Here is a 17,127-nt window from a genome sequence, read left to right as displayed (position 1 = left end):
CGCAGTCCTTCTACTGCTGCGGCTCGTACCAGCGCTCCAGACCCTCCTGGGCCTGTTCCGCGGCTTCCTGCGGCTCCACCTCTCCGTTGAGAAGCTGGGCGCTCAGGTCCCAAAGCTGGTTCTCCAGGTTCGGGTCCCCACGGGACAGGAACTGGTAGGAGTTGCGGATCGTGGACTCACACTCGTCGCGAAGGCTCAGGAACTCCTGGGCGAGCGGGTCCTCGACCTCGATCTCGTGCTCGGTCAGGGGGTAGAACCCGGGCAGGGCGTTGGCGTAGAGATCGGCGAACTCCTCGGTGGCGGTCCACTCCAGGAAGATTCGCGCCTCCTCGGGGGCGTCCGTCGCCGCGTTGATGCCCATACCGATGTCGGTGTGGTCGCTGATGTAACAGGTGTCGCGACCCTCGGGAAGCGGGGGGCCGAAGGCGCCCATCTCGAAGTCGGCCTGCTCGTTGAACAGCGCGATCTCCCACGAACCGGTCGGGAAGACGGCACCGTCGCCCAACGTGAAGACGTTCTGGGCGTCCGGGTACTGCACCGACTCGTACCCCTGGGGCATGTACTCCGACCAGGACTGGAGTTCCTCGAAGGCCTCGACGTACTGTGAGTCGTCGAAGGACTCCTCCCCCTCGACGAGGCGGTTCCTGCCCTCCTCGCCCTCCCAGTAGTTGGGCCCGATGTTCTGCAGCCCCATCGTCGCGGCCTCCCACTGGTCCGCGGTTCCCATCACCAGCGGGGTGTACTCGCCGTCGTCGGCGACCGCGCCCAGGACGTCGTGGAACTCCTCCTCCGTGGTGGGCTCATCAAGGTCGAGCTCGTCGAAGATCTCGGCGTTGTACAGGAACCCGTGAATCACCGACGCCGTGGGGACACAGAAGAACTCGTCGCCCTCGTCGGTGGCCCACGCGCTCATCGCGACCTCGTCGAAGGCGTCGATTCCCTCCAGGTCGGTCACGTCGGTGAGGTGACCGTCGTCGTACAGACCGAGCGACACGTCGAAGGGACGGCAGGTGATGATGTCCCCCGCCGTTCCCCCCTCGAGTCGGGCCTCCAGCGCCGCGTTGTAGTCGTCGGGTGCGGACGGCTCGAAGGAGACCTGAATGTCGGGGTGTTCCTCGTGGAACGCCGGCAGAATCACGTCCTCCCAAATTGCGAGGTCGTCATTTCGCCAGCTTTCGATAACGAGCCCTGTTTGGTCACCATCGGCGCCGGAGTCCTCACGGGGATCAGTGCCCTCACCACAGGCACTCAGCAACAGGGCCGCGCCAACGGCACAGGCACCCCAGCGAAGTCGGTTCATTGTCGGTATCTCCTGTCAGAGGATCATTGCGCCGGACGAGGTCCGGCGCCGGCCGGGAGGGGAGCCCGGTCGGCGCCGGCGCGTCCTAACTCGTGCGCGATCCGGAGCGCGTTTCGCTAGTCCGAATCGTTGGAGTTGTCATCGTCTCCTTGATCGTCATTGTCCTCGCCCTGGTCGTCGCCATCTTCGGAATCCTCGTCGGGAGCGGGAAGGACCTCGAATTTGGCCACCATTCCGGTCCAGTTCTCCGGATCCGGATCGGTGACGCCGGCGTGCGGGGTGCAGTAGATGTAGAACGTACCCGTTTCCTCCGCTGTGAAGTAATAGGGATCGTCCTGCCAATCACTACTCGGCGGACCACTCGTGGCGATCTCGTTACCCTCGGAATCCGTTGTCACGACATTGTGGAAACCACTGTCGAGAACGTATTCGATGGTTTGGCCCTCATAGATCTCGAAGTTCTCGGGATCGTATGTCCAGGAACCGCCCGGACCGACCGTCACCGTGATGTCGGCGTCGGGCGGCGGATCGTCGTCATCGAGTTCCTGGATCCACACGTTGCGGAACTCCACACCTTCGCCCGGCTCGGAGTTCGCGTCGTGGTTCTGCAACCCGACGTGGCCCTCGAGCCCGCGGGACCCGTCACCGGTGTAGTTGGCGACCTCCACACCGTTCAGCGTGACGGTGTACTCCTGGCCACTGACCTCGATCTCGAAGGTGTTCCACTCGCCGACCGGGTTCGACGCCCGTTCCACCGCCGGACTGAAGGTGTAGACCGATCCGGTGGTGTAGAGCGGGTCCTCCTCGGCGTCGTAGATCTGGATCTCGTAGCCCTCGTCGACCGGACCCCACGGGTCGTCCCCAGGGTCGGGGAACCGAAGGAACACCCCGGAGTTGTCGGTGATGTCCTGGGTGCGCCAGTCGGCCCGGAGGACGAAGTCCTCATAGGTGGCGTCCTCGTACCACAGGAGCCCCATGCCGCCGTGGGCCTGGAGGTTCCCGCACTCGTCGACCTCGAACCCGCCCGGTCCGGCCTGCGCCCAGCCGTCGGTGGTCTCACCGTCGAACAGGGCTTCCCAGCCCGGTGGCGGCTCCTCTGTCGGGGGGCAGGGGTCGGGGTCGGCGTCACCGAGGTAGTCGATCCGGTAGAGGCCGTTGTCGTCGGCGTCACCGAACCAGCCCGATCCGTACTCCAGCACGTACAGCGACCCGTCGGGTCCGAACTCCGCGTCGTGGGGGTGGTTCCAGTACTCGTCGCCCATGAAGTCGCTGATGGAGGTCACGGTGCCGTCGTCGACCTCCGCGGTCAGGATCGCGTCACGGTGCCACTCCAAGAGGAACCACGAGCCGTCGTAGTGCTCAGGGAACTTCGTGTCCACGTCCAGGTCCGGGTCGTAGCGGTAGACCGGTCCGCCGTTGGGACCACCGGCGCCGCTGCCCAACGAGAGGAAGGGCTCGGGCGGGTCGTAGGGGTAGTTGTCCCAGTTGATCGGGTAGTAGATCGTCGCTGGCTCGACCGGCGGGAGCTGCTCCAGGCCCGAGTTGTTGGGCGAGTCGTTGACGGGCCCGCCCTCACAGTCGAAGAACTCGCCGGCCGGCTCGTTGTTCTCGTAGTCCCAGGGCCGGAACGGGTAGTTGTCGCCGATACAGAACGGCCACCCCATGTGGCTGGCCTCGCGCACCTCGTGGAACTGGTCGAAGCCCATCGGGCCACGTTCGTCGTCCCACGTCGCGGCGCCGGGTCCGTACATGCCGTAGTACAGGTAACCGGTCTCCTCGTCGACCGACATCCGGAAGGGGTTGCGCGCCCCCATCACGTAGATCTCGGGCCGGGCCACGTCGGCGTCGTGGTCCGCGGTCGGGAAGAGGTTCCCGTCGGGGACGGAGTAGCCGCCGTCGTCCTCCGGTGTGATGCGCAGGATCTTGCCGCGTAGGTCGCTGCTGTCGCCCGCGGTCCCCTGCGCGTCGAAGTTCTCCCGCCCGGGACGCTCGTCCAGCGGGGCGTAGAGATCGGTCTCGAAGGGGTTCGTCTCGTCCCCGGTGGCGATGTAGAGATTGCCGTCCGGGTCGAACTCCAGGTCGCCCGCCATGTGGCAACAGTCCTGGCGCTGCGACTCGACCTCGAGCATCGGTACCTCGGAGCCGAGGTCGATCTCGTCGCCGTCCACGTCGAACCGCGAGAGCTGGACGTGGGACTCCTCGGGGTGGGCGTAGTAGAGGTAGATCCAGGCGTTGTCGTCGAAGTCGGGGTCCAGGGCGATGCCCAGCAGACCACCCTCGTTGTTGCCGTCGGGGTAGGGCTCGGTGTAGGTGTCGATCTCGGCGGCGACCGTGGTCTCGCCGGTTTCCTGGTCGTGGACGCGAACGGTGCCCTCGCGGGCGGTCATGAAGACTCGACCGTCGGAGGCGATGTCCATCGTCATCGGCTCCCCGATTTCCTCCTCGAGGAGCACCTTGTCGAACGCGTCGGTCCTCTCCTCGGCGTTCGGTGTGTCAGCGGGTTCGGCGTTGGCGGGGGACGCCGTGAGACCTAACCCGAGTACGGCCATCATCGACAACAGAGACAGGGAACGTCTGCCCGACATGATCTCTCCCTTGGGGGGCGAAAGCTGCGGAGATCTCGGTCTAGACTTACTAAAGAAACTTCCCTAACTATGTAGGGTCGACAGCGACGTGGTCAAGGGGCAGCGTGAAACAATCCGGACTGGGTGGCGGGCCGCAGACACTGCGACTGATGAACTGCGCGGCGGTACTGCGTGCGATCCGGGGCCAGGGCTCCGCCCGGGCCCGGGAGCTCATGCGGGCGACCGGCCTGTCCCGCCCCACCGTCACCGCCGCGGTGGACCAACTCATCGAGGACGGCTGGGTCGAGGAGGCCCAGACGGCTGACCACGACCTGCCCCGGATGGGACGCCCCGCGCGCGTCCTGCGGTTCCGGGCCAACGCCAGGTACGTGGTCGGTGTCGACGTCGGCCCCAACCGCGTGCAGTGTTCCGCGGCCGACCTCAACGGACGGATCGTGGCCGAGACACGCCTCACCGTCTCCGACCAGAGTGATCCGGAGGCGCTGCTGGAACTCGTCACGACGGGCATCAGGGACGTCATGGCGCGCGTCCCCATCCCGGAAGGGCGCCTTGCCGCGCTGGGGGTCGGGACGCCCGGTGTGGTCGACGCCCGCCGGGGACTCGTGGTGCGCGCGCCGTCGCTGCCTGGCTGGGACGGACTCGACCTCGGCGAGCGACTCGGCCGGCACGTCGACTGCCACGTCCACGTGGAGAACGACGTCAACCTGGCCGTGATGGCCGAGCAGTGGAGCGGCGTGGGCAGCGCCGCCGACAGTCTGGTCCTGGTCCAGTGGGGCGCGCGCGTAGGTGGTGCCGTACTGGTCCACGGCCGACTCCATCAGGGGGCACACGGCGCCGCCGGGGAGATCGGATTCGTGGAGCTCGCAGAGGAGCCGGCCGCCGCGACACCGGACGGGCTTGGCCCCCTGGAGTCGCGCGTGGGGACGTCCTGGATCCTGCGACGGGCGCGCGACCTCTCCTCCGGTGGTTACGCCGACGTGGGAGAGGTCCTGCACGCCGCCGGAACCGGTGACGCGACCGCGCTGCGCGCCGTCGACGAGGCGTGCGCCCACCTCGCGCGGGGGCTCGCCCCGTTCCTCGCCGCGGTCGACCCCGAGATCGTGGTCCTCGGTGGTGGGATCACCAGAGCGGGCGACGTCGTACTGGATTCGGTGTCCCGACACCTCGCCCGTCGCACACTGGTGGCGCCCATCCTGCGTCTGTCGACGCTCGCCGACGACGCCGTGACCCTCGGGGCGCTACGGCTCGCCCTCGCCGACGCCGAGCGACGCCTCCTGGACACCTACGCGCCGTCGTATTCCACCACGGCCGCCGAGGAGATCGCGCGGGGCACGCTCCCCTGAGCCCTCCTGAGCCACCGGCCCCGATAGTCCGCCTCCACCCCCGACCTAATGCCGCGAGCGGTCCCATTCCTGTGAGGATCCGAGCACGGTGCGCAGGGAGTTACGGAGGATCCCATTGATGTCCGGAACTTGTCCCGTCCTACCCGTGGGTGCCACCGCACCGGGCGCCCAGAGCGGGACACGTCAACCCGGCACGCGAACATGACGGCCTGACAAGCTCCGAGTCCACACCGGGTCCACGAATCGACGACAGCCGAAATCCAAACGTCGAATCCACGCCCCAGGGCGGCCAGCATCAAACTATTGACATCCCTGAGCCGCCGATTCATAGTTTAATCGTTGCGCTGAATGATCATTTCCAGTATTGCGCAACACGCCGATAAGCGGCAGAAAGAAGGGATGGCTTTATGGTCGGTGTGATGGAACGCCTCGGCGACCGTTTGTTGAGTTTGGCGCTGCCCAAGGTGTCCGCGGAAGCGAAGGCACAGGCATGCCGGACTTTCACACGGTGCAACTGTTCCCGCCAGTGTGGCAGCGGTGGACTGGGGTGCCCGCAGGAGCGCCAGGTCTGCTGTAACCCCGGGACCTGTACACCTTGGTCGACCAGCGGGTGCTGTGCCTAAGACGCGAGCGCGTCGGCGGTATGTGGTGGTGCGTTCACGGCAGGCCGCACCACCAGCACGGAATTGGGGACGCGGGATTCGGGGTCACGGGAACAACTCCGAGCACCGACCTCGCGTCCACCATTACCGGATCCACCAATTCCACGCTCGCTCTTCGCGACACACCTCTCTCCGAGTAATTCCATCGAAAGACACACGATGAGAATCGTTGGAAGTGCTTTGGTCGACGACCACTCCCGAGGAGGGAATCCAATTGGTGAGAGCTGTAGAACGAATCGGTGACCGGCTGCTGGCACTCGTCGCACCCGCGGTGTCGGCACAGGCACAGCAGTGCACCACGCAGACCCGGTGCAACTGCAACCTCTCGTGCGGCAGCGGCGGCCTCGGCTGCCCACGGGAACAGCGCACCTGCTGCTACCCGAGCTGTGGTCCCTGGCGTCGCGCGCCCGGCTGCTGCGGCGTCTGACCCTGGAACGCGGGTGGTGTGCGCGAGGCACGCCACCCGCCCCGCCCGCCGCGAGGTGTCCCCCACTGGCGCTCGGGCCCGGTCCCGACCTTCCGCTACCCACCACGACACAGATTTGGGCGATACTCACATGGGTTTCCTCACCGCGGTTGTTGTCCTCGTCGGCCTGGTGGCCGTGCTGAACCTGGTCCTCACCCTCGGAGTGGTGCGCCGGCTGCGTGACCACACCGAACGCTTCGAGCAGATGTCCGGCGGCTTCACCCCCGACGACGGCATCCTTCTGCCCGGACAGCGCCCCGAGGAGTTCACCGCCACCACGGTGGACGGCCGCGAGGTCTCCCACGAGACCGTGGCCGGTCCCGCGCTGGTGGGGTTCTTCATGCCGGGCTGCGGCCCCTGCCACGAGTGGGTGCCCCGCTTCGCCGCGGCGGCGGCCGATCCCGAATCCCCACCGACGATGGCGGTCGTCGTGGGCGGTCCGGAGGAGTCCACCGAGATGGTCGCCACTCTGTCCGAGGTGACGCACGTGATCGTGGAGGACACGCACGGGCCGGTCGCCAAGGCCTTCGCCGTCCAGGCGTTCCCCGTGATGTGCCGTACGGGTGACGACGGCACCGTGCTGACCGCCTCGAACGACGAGGTGGTGGGCGGACGCGTGGGTGCTGGCCAGCGGTGAGAGGCGTCGTTGCCGCGCTGGAGATCGTCTGGCGCGCGGGCCGGTGGCACAGCGCGGTCCTCGTCGCCGCGACCGTAGTCGCGGCGACGGTCCCGGTCCTCACCGCGTGGTTGACGAAGCTCGTCATCGACCTCCTCACCGGGGAGGGCGCGTTGGCGCAGGTCCTCCCGCTCGCACTGGGCCTGGCGGTCGCCGGTCTCGCGATCGCGGTGAGCCAGGAGGTACGTACCTACTCCACGACCGAGTTGAGCCGACGGGTGGGCGTGCTCGCCCAGGCACGCCTGTACCGAGCGGTGAACCGTCTTCCCGGACTCGCCCGGTTGGAGAACCCGGCGTTCCTGGACCGGCTTCGGCTCGCCGCCCAGGCGGGCGGCAAGACTCCGGCCCAGATCGTGGAGGCCGGTCTGGAGCTGGCGGCGGGCGCCATCACCATCCTCGGGTTCCTCGGATCCCTGCTCGTAATCAGTCCGGTGATGGCGATGGCCGTGCTGGCGGGGGCCCTTCCGGCTCTCATGGCGGAGATCGCCCTGTCCCGACGCAGGGCCGCGATGTTGTGGCGCATCGGCCCCGTGGAACGCCGCGAACTCGTCTACAGCGACCTCATGAGCAGCGTCACCGCGGCCAAGGAGACCCGCCTCTTCGGGCTCGGTGGGTTCCTCCACGGTCGGATGATGACCGAGCGCCAGACCGCCAACGCCGAGGAACGCCGGATCGACCGGCGCACCCTGGCGGTGCAGACCCTTCTTGGTGTCGTCTCCGCACTGATCTCCGGGGCGGGGCTGGTGTGGGCGATCGCCCAGGCGAGCTCCGGAGTTCTCACCCCCGGTGACGTCGCGCTCTTCATCGCCGCGGTCGCCGGCGTGCAGTCGTCTCTGGGCACCCTGGTCACCCAGGTCGCGCTGGCGCACCACGAGCTGTTGATGTTCGCCCACTACCGGCACGTGGTGACCGTCGAACCGGAGATGCCCGTCGGTGCTCTCCCCCCACCCCCGCCTCCGGGCGCGATCGAGTTCCGGGACGTGTGGTTCCGCTACGGCCCCGAGCACCCCTGGGTGCTACGCGGGGTCTCGCTGACCGTCCCCTTCGGCGGGAGCACCGGTCTGGTCGGCAAGAACGGGGCCGGGAAGTCCACGCTCGTCAAGCTGCTCTGCCGGTTCTACGACCCGACCCACGGCGCGATCCTCTGGAACGGGGTGGACCTGCGCGACGTGGATCCGGAGCTCCTGCGCGAACGGATCACGACCGTGTTCCAGGACTTCATGGTCTACGAGATGACGGCGGGCGAGAACATCGGCCTCGGCGAGCTGTCGCTGTTGGAGGACCGTTCCGCCATCACCACCGCCGCCGAGAACGCCGGGGCGGACTCGATGCTGCGCGAGCTCCCCCGAGGCTACGACTCGCTGGTCACGCGCTCCTTCTTCCAGGACGGAGAGGAGTCCGAGGGTGTCTATCTGTCCGGTGGCCAGGGGCAACGGGTGGCGATCGCCCGCGCGCTGCTCCGTGGTGAACGGGACCTGGTCATCCTGGACGAGCCGAGCTCCGGTCTGGACGCCGAAGCCGAGTACGAGGTGCACTCACGGCTGCGTCACCTGCGCCGTGGCCAGGCCAGCCTGCTGATCTCACACCGTCTGGGCGTGGTGCGCGACGCTGATCGGCTCCTGGTTCTGGAGGACGGCGCCATCACGGAGGAGGGCACCCACGACGAACTCATGTCCACCCAGGGGGTCTACGCGCACCTGTTCTCGCTGCAGGCCTCCGGCTACCAGAAATAGGTGACCCATGGAGAGCGACGTCCTCGCGGTGGCCGCGACCGCGCTGCTGGCGACGGTGTTCGTCTCGTCAGCCGTCGGCAAGCTGCGCGACCTGAGCGGTTTCACCGACTCGCTGGTCGCTCTGGGGCTCTTGCGCTCCCGGGCGACCCGGGCGCCGGTGTGGCTGGTGCCGGCTGTGGAGGCCTTCGCGGCCGTAGCCCTCGTGGTCGCGCTGTTCGGTCCGTCGGTGTGGATCTCGCGTGGCGCGGCGGCGGTGTCGTTCACGCTGATGGCGGTGTTCACCGTGGTCGCGGCGCGCGCCGTACTCCGTGGCGACGAGGCGCGTTGCGCGTGTTTCGGGCACCGCGGAGCGGCATTCGCCCCGCGGCACATCGTGCGAAACGCGTTCCTACTCCTCGCCACGGCCACGCTCGGCGCGGTGGCGTCGCCGACGGTGGTTACGGCCACACCGTCCGTCGGTGTCGCGGCCGCGGTCGGGGTCCTGTTCGCGGTACTGGTCATCGCCTTGGACGATCTCGCCGAGCTATTCCGGCCCGTATCGGGCACGGTCGGGGACACGACGCGACAGACCACGCGGCGACGGACACCCGTGCCGGCGCTACGACGTCGGGGCTGAGGTCCCACGAGAACGAGGAGGGTCATGTCCTTTATCGCCGTTGTGGTGACGTCGCTGGTGGTCGCGTTGATCGGCGGGGTGCTGTGGGCCCGACGGCGATATCTCGTCGTCACCGTGCACGGATCCAGCATGGCCCCGACCTACCACGACGGCGAACGGCTCCTCGCCCTCCGGAACCGTCGGCACGGAGCCCCGACGCGCGACACCGTCGTCGTGGTCGACCTACCGCGTATCGAGGTGGACGTCGCCTCCCTGGGCGGACCCGACCGACACGTCGAGACACCCACGACCACCACCGTGCACGGACGCCTGATCAAACGCGTCGCCGCCGTCGCCGGCGATCCGGTCCCCGACGACGTGATCTCCGACCGGAGTCACGTGCCCGAGGGGATGGTCGCGCTGCGCGGCGACAACGCCGACGCGAGCATCGACTCCCGCCACTACGGTCTCATCCACGCCAGGCACTGCCTCGGCACGGTCCGCCGCCGCATGGGTTGAGGCCCGCCCTCGCCCCCGGGCGCTCCTTCCGCCGCCCCGGAAGCGGACACCGGACTACCCGCCGCCGGTCCCGGTGGGGCGCTCCTCCGCCACGAGGGCCTCGGGCAGGGGCTCGGCGTGGATGATGTGCAGGGCACTGACCGCTCGGGTCAGGACCACGTAGAGGCGGTGCAGCCCGCGATGCTCCGCGGCGACGATGCGGGCGGGTTCGACCACGATGACGTGATCGAACTCCAGACCCTTGGCCAGGGTCGCGGGGACACAGACGAGGCGGGAACGCTCCATCGCCTCCTCGTCGCGTCCGACCACCGCGTGCGGCAGGTCCGCGGTGGCCAGCCGGACGGTGACGTCCGCGATGTCGTCGTCGGGCACGATCACGCCGACCGCGCCGTCCTCCTCGAGGGCGGAGCGGCAGGTGTCGAGCAGGGTGTCCAGGCGGCGGTGCTCCTCGGTTCCGGTGATGGTCAGCGCTCCCTGCGCCCGGCGAACTCCAGTGGGGGCGCCAAGACCCGGGGCGATGTGGGGCAACAGACGGGCGGCCAGCGCGATGATCTGCGCGGGGACGCGGAATCCCTTGTCGAGGACCGCGAGGTGGGCGTCGGGCTGGTCCAGGTGGGCGAGCAGTTCGTCCCAGTCGTTGATCGCCCACGGACTCGTGCCCTGCGCCACGTCGCCCAGCACGGTGACCGACCCACGGTTGCACCGCCGACCGACGGCGCGGCTCTGCATCGGGCTGAGGTCCTGCGCCTCGTCGATCACGATGTGCCCGATGGTGTCGGGGCGTTCGATCAGGCAGTGCGCCTCGTCGATCAGGGCCAGGTCCTGGACCGACCACCGCGCCGAGCGGGGTCCACGCCCGAGGGGGGCACCCAGCAGCGTGTCCTGTTCCTCGGGGGTCAGGACACCGTCGGCCGCGGCGGCGAGCGCCCCGGGGTCGGTCAGGAGGCGGTACACGAGTCGAACAGGGTCGACCTTGGGCCACATTCGGCGCACCGCCGCCTTCAGCGCCTTGTCTCGCCGCAACGCCGTCTGGGTTCGCGCGTCGCAGGACTCCCCCCGCTCCTCCAACCGCCGCATCACCACGTTGGCCAACCGGTGGGTGAGGCGGGTGGGCCCCGAGCCGTACCCGGTACCCAGCGCGGTGAGCTCGGCCACCGCTCGGGCCGACTCCTCCGGGGGGATCCGCAGCCGACGCGATCCCCACTCCACCACCACGGTTTCCTCCACTGGCGCGACGGTCCCCCACAGGGCCCGCCGGATGACCTCCGCCATGCGGGCGTCGCCCTTCACCCGGGCGGCGTCGACCCGCTCCTCCCGCCGCACCGGCGCCCGGGCGATGAGTTCCTCGACCGTGGTCTGCCGGACGCCGACCTCGCCCAGTGCGGGCAGCACGTTGCGGATGTAGGACAGGAACGCGCGGTTGGGTCCCAGGATGACGACGCCGCCGTCCTGTCGGAGCTGGTCGCGCAGGTTGAACAGGAGGTAGGCGATGCGATGCAGCCCCACCGCCGTCTTCCCGGTTCCCGGCGCTCCCTGGACGCACAGGGCGGGCCGGACGGGGGCGCGCACGAGGTCGTCCTGTTCCGGTTGGATGGTGGCCACGATGTCGCGCATCGGCCCGGAGCGGGGACGTTCGATCTGGGTCGCGAGGAGCTCGCTGTCGTGCCCCGCGGCCTGGGTGTGCAGCCACTCGTCCTCGTAGGCCGTCAGGGTCCCCGACTCGAAGCCGTAGCGCCGGCGTGCTCGGGCACCGTGGGGGGACTCGGGCGTCGCTCGGTAGAAGGACACCGAGATCGGAGCGCGCCAGTCGATGACCAGTGGGTCTCCGTCACTGCCCCGAACGTGGCGACGCCCCACGTACACACGGTCGGCGTCGAGGGTGCGTGTCGGCGTGGGCCGGTCCGCGCCGTCGTCCTCGAAGACGGTTCCGGCAGGGTAGTCCATCCGCCCGAAGAACAGCGGCACGTCGGGCAGGTCGGCGAGGGCTTCGGCGTAGCGTTCCCGATCCCACCGCAGGAGCCGGTTGACGACGGTGTAGTCGGCGTCCTCCGAGCTGTCCTGCACGGACGGCGTAACGGAGACGTCGCGCTGCCGCCAACGCAGCGAGGCACGGGCGTGGGCGAGGAACTCTCGCTCGGCGTGGATTTCGGGGTCGATTCCTGAGGACATGGCGACGCGACTCGGCTTTCGGAACGCGGGACCGGTAACGGCGGCGGGGATGAGGTCCCGCCCCGGAAAGCCGTCCGGTTCGTTGCGACCGACCGCGCAGCAGTACCCTGCCGCCAGACGAAGAGCTGATGTTACTCACGCCATGCGGGTAACGCAAACGCCGCCACACGGCGTCCGGTCGCCACCGCGCTCCCTGGGTCCGCGCCCGGGCGGTCGTCAACACCCCACACGGACCCTCGGGTGCGCCCATTCGTCGGGCGTGGGCTCTCGTGGCGACTGCCGCCCGGATCGTTCGGGCCCCACCCCAGCCGCCATACCCCAGCCGCTCAGAGTCGGGAGTACCACGGGCACGGCAGGTGGGCCCTGCCACGGTGGTGGACACACGCGCCGGCCCCCCCCCACGGGCGGGGCCGGGGCCTCTCATCCGCACAGGTGGCGCCGGCGCGGGCGGATTCGCCTCGCCGCACACGGATCCGGGTCTCGCGCGGGTCAGGCCGTCTGGCCCGTTCCCCGTCGGCCGCCGTGTCGGGGACCGCGGTTTCCGCGGCGATCCTCGTTCTGGCCGTACCGTCGACCCCCGCGTCGCGGGGCTCCGTGGCGTTGGGAGCGTGGACCGCCGCGTCCGCGGCTGGGACGCTCGGGTTCCGGGGGTTCGACCCAGGGGACGTAGCTGGGAGCCCGTGCGCCGGTGACCGTGGTCAGCAGAGCGTCCCCGGGGTTGACCAGGTGCCATCTGGCGTCCACACCGGCGTCGTCCATGAGGCGGCGGGCGCGGCGACGTTGGTTGGGCTGCACGAGGGTGACCACACGGCCCGACTCCCCCGCTCGGGCGGTGCGACCTCCGCGGTGCAGGTAGTCCTTGTGCCCGTTGGGCAGGTCCACGTTGACGACGAGGTCGATGCCGTCGATGTGGATACCGCGCGCCGCGACGTCGGTGGCGACCAGGGCGTGGAGCGTGCCGTCTCGGAACTTCGCCAGTGTCCGGGCCCGGACACTCTGCGACTTGCCCGCGTGGAGGGCGGCGGAGGGCACGCCCGCACGGGCCAGGCCCTCGGCGATGGCGTCGGCGCGGTGCCGGCTCCGGGCGAACAACAGGGTGCGGCCCTCACGGGAAGCGATCTGGTCGATCAGGGTGTTCTTGTCGCGTGGCAGCACCTTCAGCATGTGGTGTTCCATGGTGGCGACCCGGGAGACGGCCGGGTCCACCGCGTGCTCGACCGGATCGCTGAGGTAGCGAGCGACCAGGGTGTCGACGTCGCCGTCGAGGGTGGCGGAGAACAGTAGGGTCTGCCGGCCCGAGGGAATCTGCCCGATCAACTCACTGACCTGGGGCAGGAACCCCATGTCGCACATCTGGTCCGCCTCGTCCAGCACGGAGGTGGTCACGTCCGTGAGCGAGCACGCGCGTTGGGAGATGAGGTCGCTGAGACGGCCCGGGGTCGCCACCAGGACGTCGACCCCGCGCCGCAGCTCGTTGATCTGACGTACGTAGGGAGCTCCGCCGACCACGTCGGCGACCCACAACCCCACGACGCGCGCGTAGGGGATCAAAGCGTCGCGAACCTGGTGTGCCAGTTCCCGGGTGGGGACGAGGATGAGCGCGCGCGGACGTCCCGGACGCGGCCGCCGCGCGCCGTCCGCGGAGAGGCGCGCGAGGAGAGGCAGCCCGAACGCGAGTGTCTTCCCCGATCCGGTTCGCCCTCGACCCAACACGTCCCGCCCGGCCAACACGTCTGGAATGGTGCTCGCCTGGATGGGGAAGGGTTCGGTGACGCCGTTGTCGGCCAGCCGGTCGACCAGCCGGTCGGGGAGACCGAGTGCTCCGAACCCCGTGCGTGATGATTGCGTCAAGTGACGTCGACCCTTCCTCGTGTCCGTGCCGGCGGCGTTCGAAGAGAGACTCGCGGCCGTGCGGCGCACGTGAAGGGGCCTGACGAGAACGCGCCGTGGCTACACCGCATCGGGCCCGCGGGGGGCCGGCGATGTCCGACGGCTAGAGGCGCCGAATGCGCGCAAAACTGGTCAGCCGCCTCGAACAGGGTACTTCACTCGTTGGCGAACAGGGCGAGCAACCGGTGAACCTGAGCCAACCGTTCCGCCTCCGACTGTCGCGACAGGGTGTTCCCAGCGGCGTCCATCAGGAGCCGCTTGGTCGCCGACGCGGCCGGCGCGGGAGTGGCCAGCAGCGCGGCCACGAGGTCGTCGACGGTGCCGGCCAGATCAGGGCCGTCCACCACGATCTCCGCCAGTCCGAGCCGCTCCGCCTCACGCGCGCCGACGTTGCGCGCCGTCAGGCATAGCTCGATGGCACGCGACAACCCCACGCGCTCCACGAGTGGCTTGGTACCCGTCAGGTCGGGGACGAGCCCCAGCGCGGCTTCACGCATGGACATCGTGGCGTCCTCGGCGAGGACGCGAATGTCACACGACAACGCCAACTGGAACCCGGCCCCGAGGGCGTGCCCGTGGACCGCCGCGATGGACACGATGTCCGGGCGGCGCAACCACGTGAAACCCTCCTGGAATCCGGCGATCATGGCGTCCAACCGGGCGCGGTTCTCGGGAGTGTCCGCGCTCGCGGCGGCGACCAGTTCCCTCCCGTCCTCGTCCGCCCCCTCCAGGACGGAGAGGTCGAGTCCGGTGGAGAAGCTCTTTCCCGCGCCTTCAAACACAACAATTCGGACAGTGGGCGGAAGGGTGTGGCCGATATGGGCCAATGCCCGCCACATGCGGGGGGTCATGGCGTTACGACGCTCGGGCCGGTCGAGCGTGACACGGGCGGCCGCGTCGTCGACGTGGAGTCGGAGTCCGGCTGATTCGAGGTCGAAATCCATGGCCACGGACCCTACACCGTGCGCGGTCACGCGGCGAGCCCTCCTGGGAACGAACGTGGTGGGCGTCGGTCGAGGGGACCTCTGCTGACACCCACCACGGTGCGGCCCCTCGCGGGGCCGCGAACGACCTAGTCGATCGAGCGACGGGTCGCGCCCCCGCGACCGCGCAGGTTGGCCCCCTGACTCGATCAGGATGCGGTGAATGAAGCCGTAGGAACGGCCCGTCGCCGCGGCGAGGGAACGTATGCTCTCTCCCTCGTCATACCGCCGCCGCAGCTCGGTCGCGAGCTGGGAGCGTTCACTTCCCGTCACTCGTGTGCCCTTTGCCAAGGTCTCGATCACGAGTACCTCCTCGGTATTTGCGCCAGAACACAGCCCATGATCAGACATCGGAGAGGAGGTCGCCACCCGTCGCCGCGAAAATCCGCGCGATCCGAATACGGAGGGCTATTTCGGCCCGAACGGATTACGGACCGAAATAACGTTCGACACCCAGATGCACCAAAATGCCTGGTTTAGACGCAAATACCCGACGTAGCCGGATCGGCGCGACGAGAAGGGGCGGGACTCAGGCGAGGGTGATGAGCTCGGCGAGGTCCGGACTCCAGTAGTCCTCGGTCCCGTCCGGGAGCATGATGACTCGCTCCGGCCGCAACGCCTCGACGGCACCCTCGTGCGTCACCAGGACGATCGCGCCCTCGTACTCCCGTAGGGCGGCCAGGATCTCCTCCCGGCTCGCTGGGTCGAGGTTGTTGGTGGGCTCGTCCAGCAGCAACACGTTGGCGCTGGAGACCACGAGCGCCGCCAACGCCAACCGTGTCTTCTCTCCACCGGACAGCACCGAGGCGGGCTTGTGCACGTCGTCCCCGGTGAAGAGGAAAGAGCCCAGGGTGCGCCGAGCCTCGACCTCGGGTAGGTCGGGTGCCGAACTCATCATGTTGCCCAGCACCGTGGACTCCTCGTCCAGGGTCTCGTGCTCCTGGGCGTAGTAGCCCAACTTGAGCCCGTGTCCGGGGACGACCTCTCCGGCCTCCGGCGTCTCCACGCCGGAGAGCAACCGCAGCAGCGTGGTCTTCCCGGCTCCGTTGAGACCGAGCACCACCACGCGGGCGCCGCGGTCGATCGCCAGGTCGACCCCGGCGAACACCTCCAGAGACCCGTAGTTCTTGGTCAGGCCGTTGGCGGTGAGCGGCACCCGGCCACACGGTGCCGGAGCCGGCAGCCGCAGTCGGGCCACCTGGTCCTGGGCCCGTTCCTGGCCGGCACCGTCCAGGAGCTTCTCCGCTCGACGCTGCATCTGTTTCGCGGCCCGCGCCTTGGTGGCCTTGGCGCCGAAACGTTCCGCCTGTTCCTTCAACACGGAGGCTTGTTTCTCCGCGTTGGCGCGCTCACGGCGGCGGCGCCGCTCGTCGGCGTCCCGCTGTTCCAGATACGCCTTCCACCCCATGTTGTAGACGTCGATCACGGAGCGGTTGGCGTCGAGATAGAAGACCTTGTTCACTACGTGCTCCACGAGGTCGACATCGTGGCTGATGACGATCAGACCGCCCTGGTGCGAGCGAAGGAACGTGCGCAGCCAGGTGATCGAGTCCCCGTCAAGGTGGTTGGTCGGTTCGTCGAGCAGCAGGGTGTCGGCGCGGGAGAACAGGATCCTCGCCAGCTCCACGCGGCGCCGCTGACCGCCCGACAGCGTCGACAGCGGTTGGGCCAGGATGCGGTTCTCCAGCCCCAGGTTCGCGGTGATGGTCGCGGCCTCGGCCTCGGCGGAGTATCCGCCCAGGACGTGCAGCCGCTCCTCGTACTTCGCGTAGTTGCGCACCCCGCGGTCCCGGATCGCGGGGTCCTCGCTCTCCATCTCGCTCTCGGCCTTGCGCATCCGGCGGCGAACGTCGTCGATACCGCGCGCGGAGAGGACACGGTCCATCGCCAGGATCTCCAGGTCGCCGGTGCGCGGATCCTGCGGCAGGTAGCCCACGCTGCCGCGAGCCACGGCGGTGCCCGCGGTGGCGGCGCCCTCGCCGGCGAGGACCTTCATCAGGGTCGTCTTGCCGGCACCGTTGCGCCCGACCAGGCCGACCCGCTCCCCGGAGCCGAGGCTGAAGCTGGTGGGCTCCAGCAGCAGCCGGGCGCCCACACGAAGTTCCAGGTCAGTGGCGGAGAGCATGGTGAGACAGCCTCAATCGAGAAAGGGGTGTGCGCGGTGACGGTGTTTCAGCGTACCCGTAGCCTCAACACCGCCCAAGCT

Annotated in this window: 12 protein-coding genes and 1 pseudogene; 6 read left to right on the top strand and 7 right to left on the bottom strand. The window is 68.9% G+C overall.

What is annotated here, in order from left to right; translation table 11 throughout:
- Positions 1-10: 10 nt before the first annotated feature.
- Both J4H86_RS00890 and J4H86_RS00885 read right to left on the bottom strand, forming a co-directional pair.
- Positions 11-1,300, bottom strand: a complete 1,290-nt coding sequence (locus J4H86_RS00890; protein ID WP_236541288.1) for an ABC transporter substrate-binding protein — start codon at positions 1,298-1,300, stop codon at positions 11-13.
- Between the two features lie 116 nt (positions 1,301-1,416).
- Entirely contained in the window at positions 1,417-3,885 is a 2,469-nt protein-coding gene (locus tag J4H86_RS00885; RefSeq protein ID WP_236541287.1) for a family 16 glycoside hydrolase, read from the bottom strand.
- 104 nt (positions 3,886-3,989) lie between these two features.
- Between J4H86_RS00885 and J4H86_RS00880 the strand changes: the two genes are divergently transcribed.
- From J4H86_RS00880 to J4H86_RS00855, 6 genes are all read left to right on the top strand, one after another.
- Entirely contained in the window at positions 3,990-5,228 is a 1,239-nt protein-coding gene (locus J4H86_RS00880) for an ROK family transcriptional regulator (protein ID WP_236541286.1), read from the top strand.
- Positions 5,229-6,107: 879 nt separating this feature from the next.
- On the top strand, positions 6,108-6,317 hold the full coding sequence (locus tag J4H86_RS00875; RefSeq protein ID WP_236541285.1) for a hypothetical protein: 210 nt from the start codon (positions 6,108-6,110) through the stop codon (positions 6,315-6,317).
- A gap of 130 nt (positions 6,318-6,447) precedes the next feature.
- Positions 6,448-6,993: a TlpA family protein disulfide reductase gene (locus tag J4H86_RS00870; protein WP_236541284.1), complete on the top strand. Its 546-nt coding sequence runs from the start codon at positions 6,448-6,450 to the stop codon at positions 6,991-6,993.
- Complete coding sequence (locus J4H86_RS00865) at positions 6,990-8,765, top strand: ABC transporter ATP-binding protein (RefSeq protein ID WP_236541283.1); 1,776 nt, start codon at positions 6,990-6,992, stop codon at positions 8,763-8,765. The genes J4H86_RS00870 and J4H86_RS00865 overlap by 4 nt, the downstream gene beginning before the upstream one ends.
- A 7-nt stretch (positions 8,766-8,772) precedes the next feature.
- Complete coding sequence (locus tag J4H86_RS00860; protein ID WP_236541282.1) at positions 8,773-9,381, top strand: MauE/DoxX family redox-associated membrane protein; 609 nt, start codon at positions 8,773-8,775, stop codon at positions 9,379-9,381.
- A 24-nt stretch (positions 9,382-9,405) separates the two neighbouring features.
- On the top strand, positions 9,406-9,879 hold the full coding sequence (locus J4H86_RS00855; protein WP_236541281.1) for a S26 family signal peptidase: 474 nt from the start codon (positions 9,406-9,408) through the stop codon (positions 9,877-9,879).
- Between the two features lie 54 nt (positions 9,880-9,933).
- On the opposite strand, the gene J4H86_RS00850 is transcribed toward J4H86_RS00855, so the two are convergent.
- The 5 genes and pseudogenes from J4H86_RS00850 to J4H86_RS00830 all read right to left on the bottom strand — a co-directional run bounded on the left by J4H86_RS00850 (position 9,934) and on the right by J4H86_RS00830 (position 17,046).
- Positions 9,934-12,048, bottom strand: coding sequence for a HelD family protein (locus J4H86_RS00850; protein WP_236541280.1), 2,115 nt, complete (start codon positions 12,046-12,048; stop codon positions 9,934-9,936).
- Between the two features lie 489 nt (positions 12,049-12,537).
- A complete protein-coding gene (locus tag J4H86_RS00845; RefSeq protein ID WP_236541279.1) occupies positions 12,538-13,899 on the bottom strand; it encodes a DEAD/DEAH box helicase in 1,362 nt (453 codons plus the stop codon).
- A gap of 194 nt (positions 13,900-14,093) precedes the next feature.
- Positions 14,094-14,882, bottom strand: coding sequence for an enoyl-CoA hydratase/isomerase family protein (locus J4H86_RS00840; RefSeq protein ID WP_236543849.1), 789 nt, complete (start codon positions 14,880-14,882; stop codon positions 14,094-14,096).
- 210 nt (positions 14,883-15,092) lie between these two features.
- Positions 15,093-15,272 (bottom strand): annotated as a pseudogene (locus J4H86_RS00835) (helix-turn-helix domain-containing protein); the annotation flags it as partial.
- Positions 15,273-15,450: 178 nt separating this feature from the next.
- The gene (locus J4H86_RS00830) at positions 15,451-17,046 is read right to left on the bottom strand and encodes an ABC-F family ATP-binding cassette domain-containing protein (RefSeq protein WP_236541278.1); all 1,596 of its coding nucleotides are present in this window, start codon (positions 17,044-17,046) and stop codon (positions 15,451-15,453) included.
- Positions 17,047-17,127 lie beyond the last annotated feature (81 nt).

The sequence above is a fragment of the Spiractinospora alimapuensis genome, from assembly GCF_018437505.1.
Classification (GTDB): domain Bacteria; phylum Actinomycetota; class Actinomycetes; order Streptosporangiales; family Streptosporangiaceae; genus Spiractinospora; species Spiractinospora alimapuensis.
This window is presented reverse-complemented; position numbering and strand designations above follow the sequence as displayed.

Excerpts from the sequence above, each read along its gene's own strand:
- J4H86_RS00860 (WP_236541282.1), top strand. The coding sequence starts at position 8,773 with ATGGAGAGCGACGTCCTCGCGGTGGCCGCGACCGCGCTGCTGGCGACG.
- J4H86_RS00840 (WP_236543849.1), bottom strand. The coding sequence starts at position 14,882 with ATGGATTTCGACCTCGAATCAGCCGGACTCCGACTCCACGTCGACGAC.
- J4H86_RS00870 (WP_236541284.1), top strand. The coding sequence starts at position 6,448 with ATGGGTTTCCTCACCGCGGTTGTTGTCCTCGTCGGCCTGGTGGCCGTG.
- J4H86_RS00855 (WP_236541281.1), top strand. The coding sequence starts at position 9,406 with ATGTCCTTTATCGCCGTTGTGGTGACGTCGCTGGTGGTCGCGTTGATC.
- J4H86_RS00850 (WP_236541280.1), bottom strand. The coding sequence starts at position 12,048 with ATGTCCTCAGGAATCGACCCCGAAATCCACGCCGAGCGAGAGTTCCTC.
- J4H86_RS00830 (WP_236541278.1), bottom strand. The coding sequence starts at position 17,046 with ATGCTCTCCGCCACTGACCTGGAACTTCGTGTGGGCGCCCGGCTGCTG.
- J4H86_RS00885 (WP_236541287.1), bottom strand. The coding sequence starts at position 3,885 with ATGTCGGGCAGACGTTCCCTGTCTCTGTTGTCGATGATGGCCGTACTC.
- J4H86_RS00890 (WP_236541288.1), bottom strand. The coding sequence starts at position 1,300 with ATGAACCGACTTCGCTGGGGTGCCTGTGCCGTTGGCGCGGCCCTGTTG.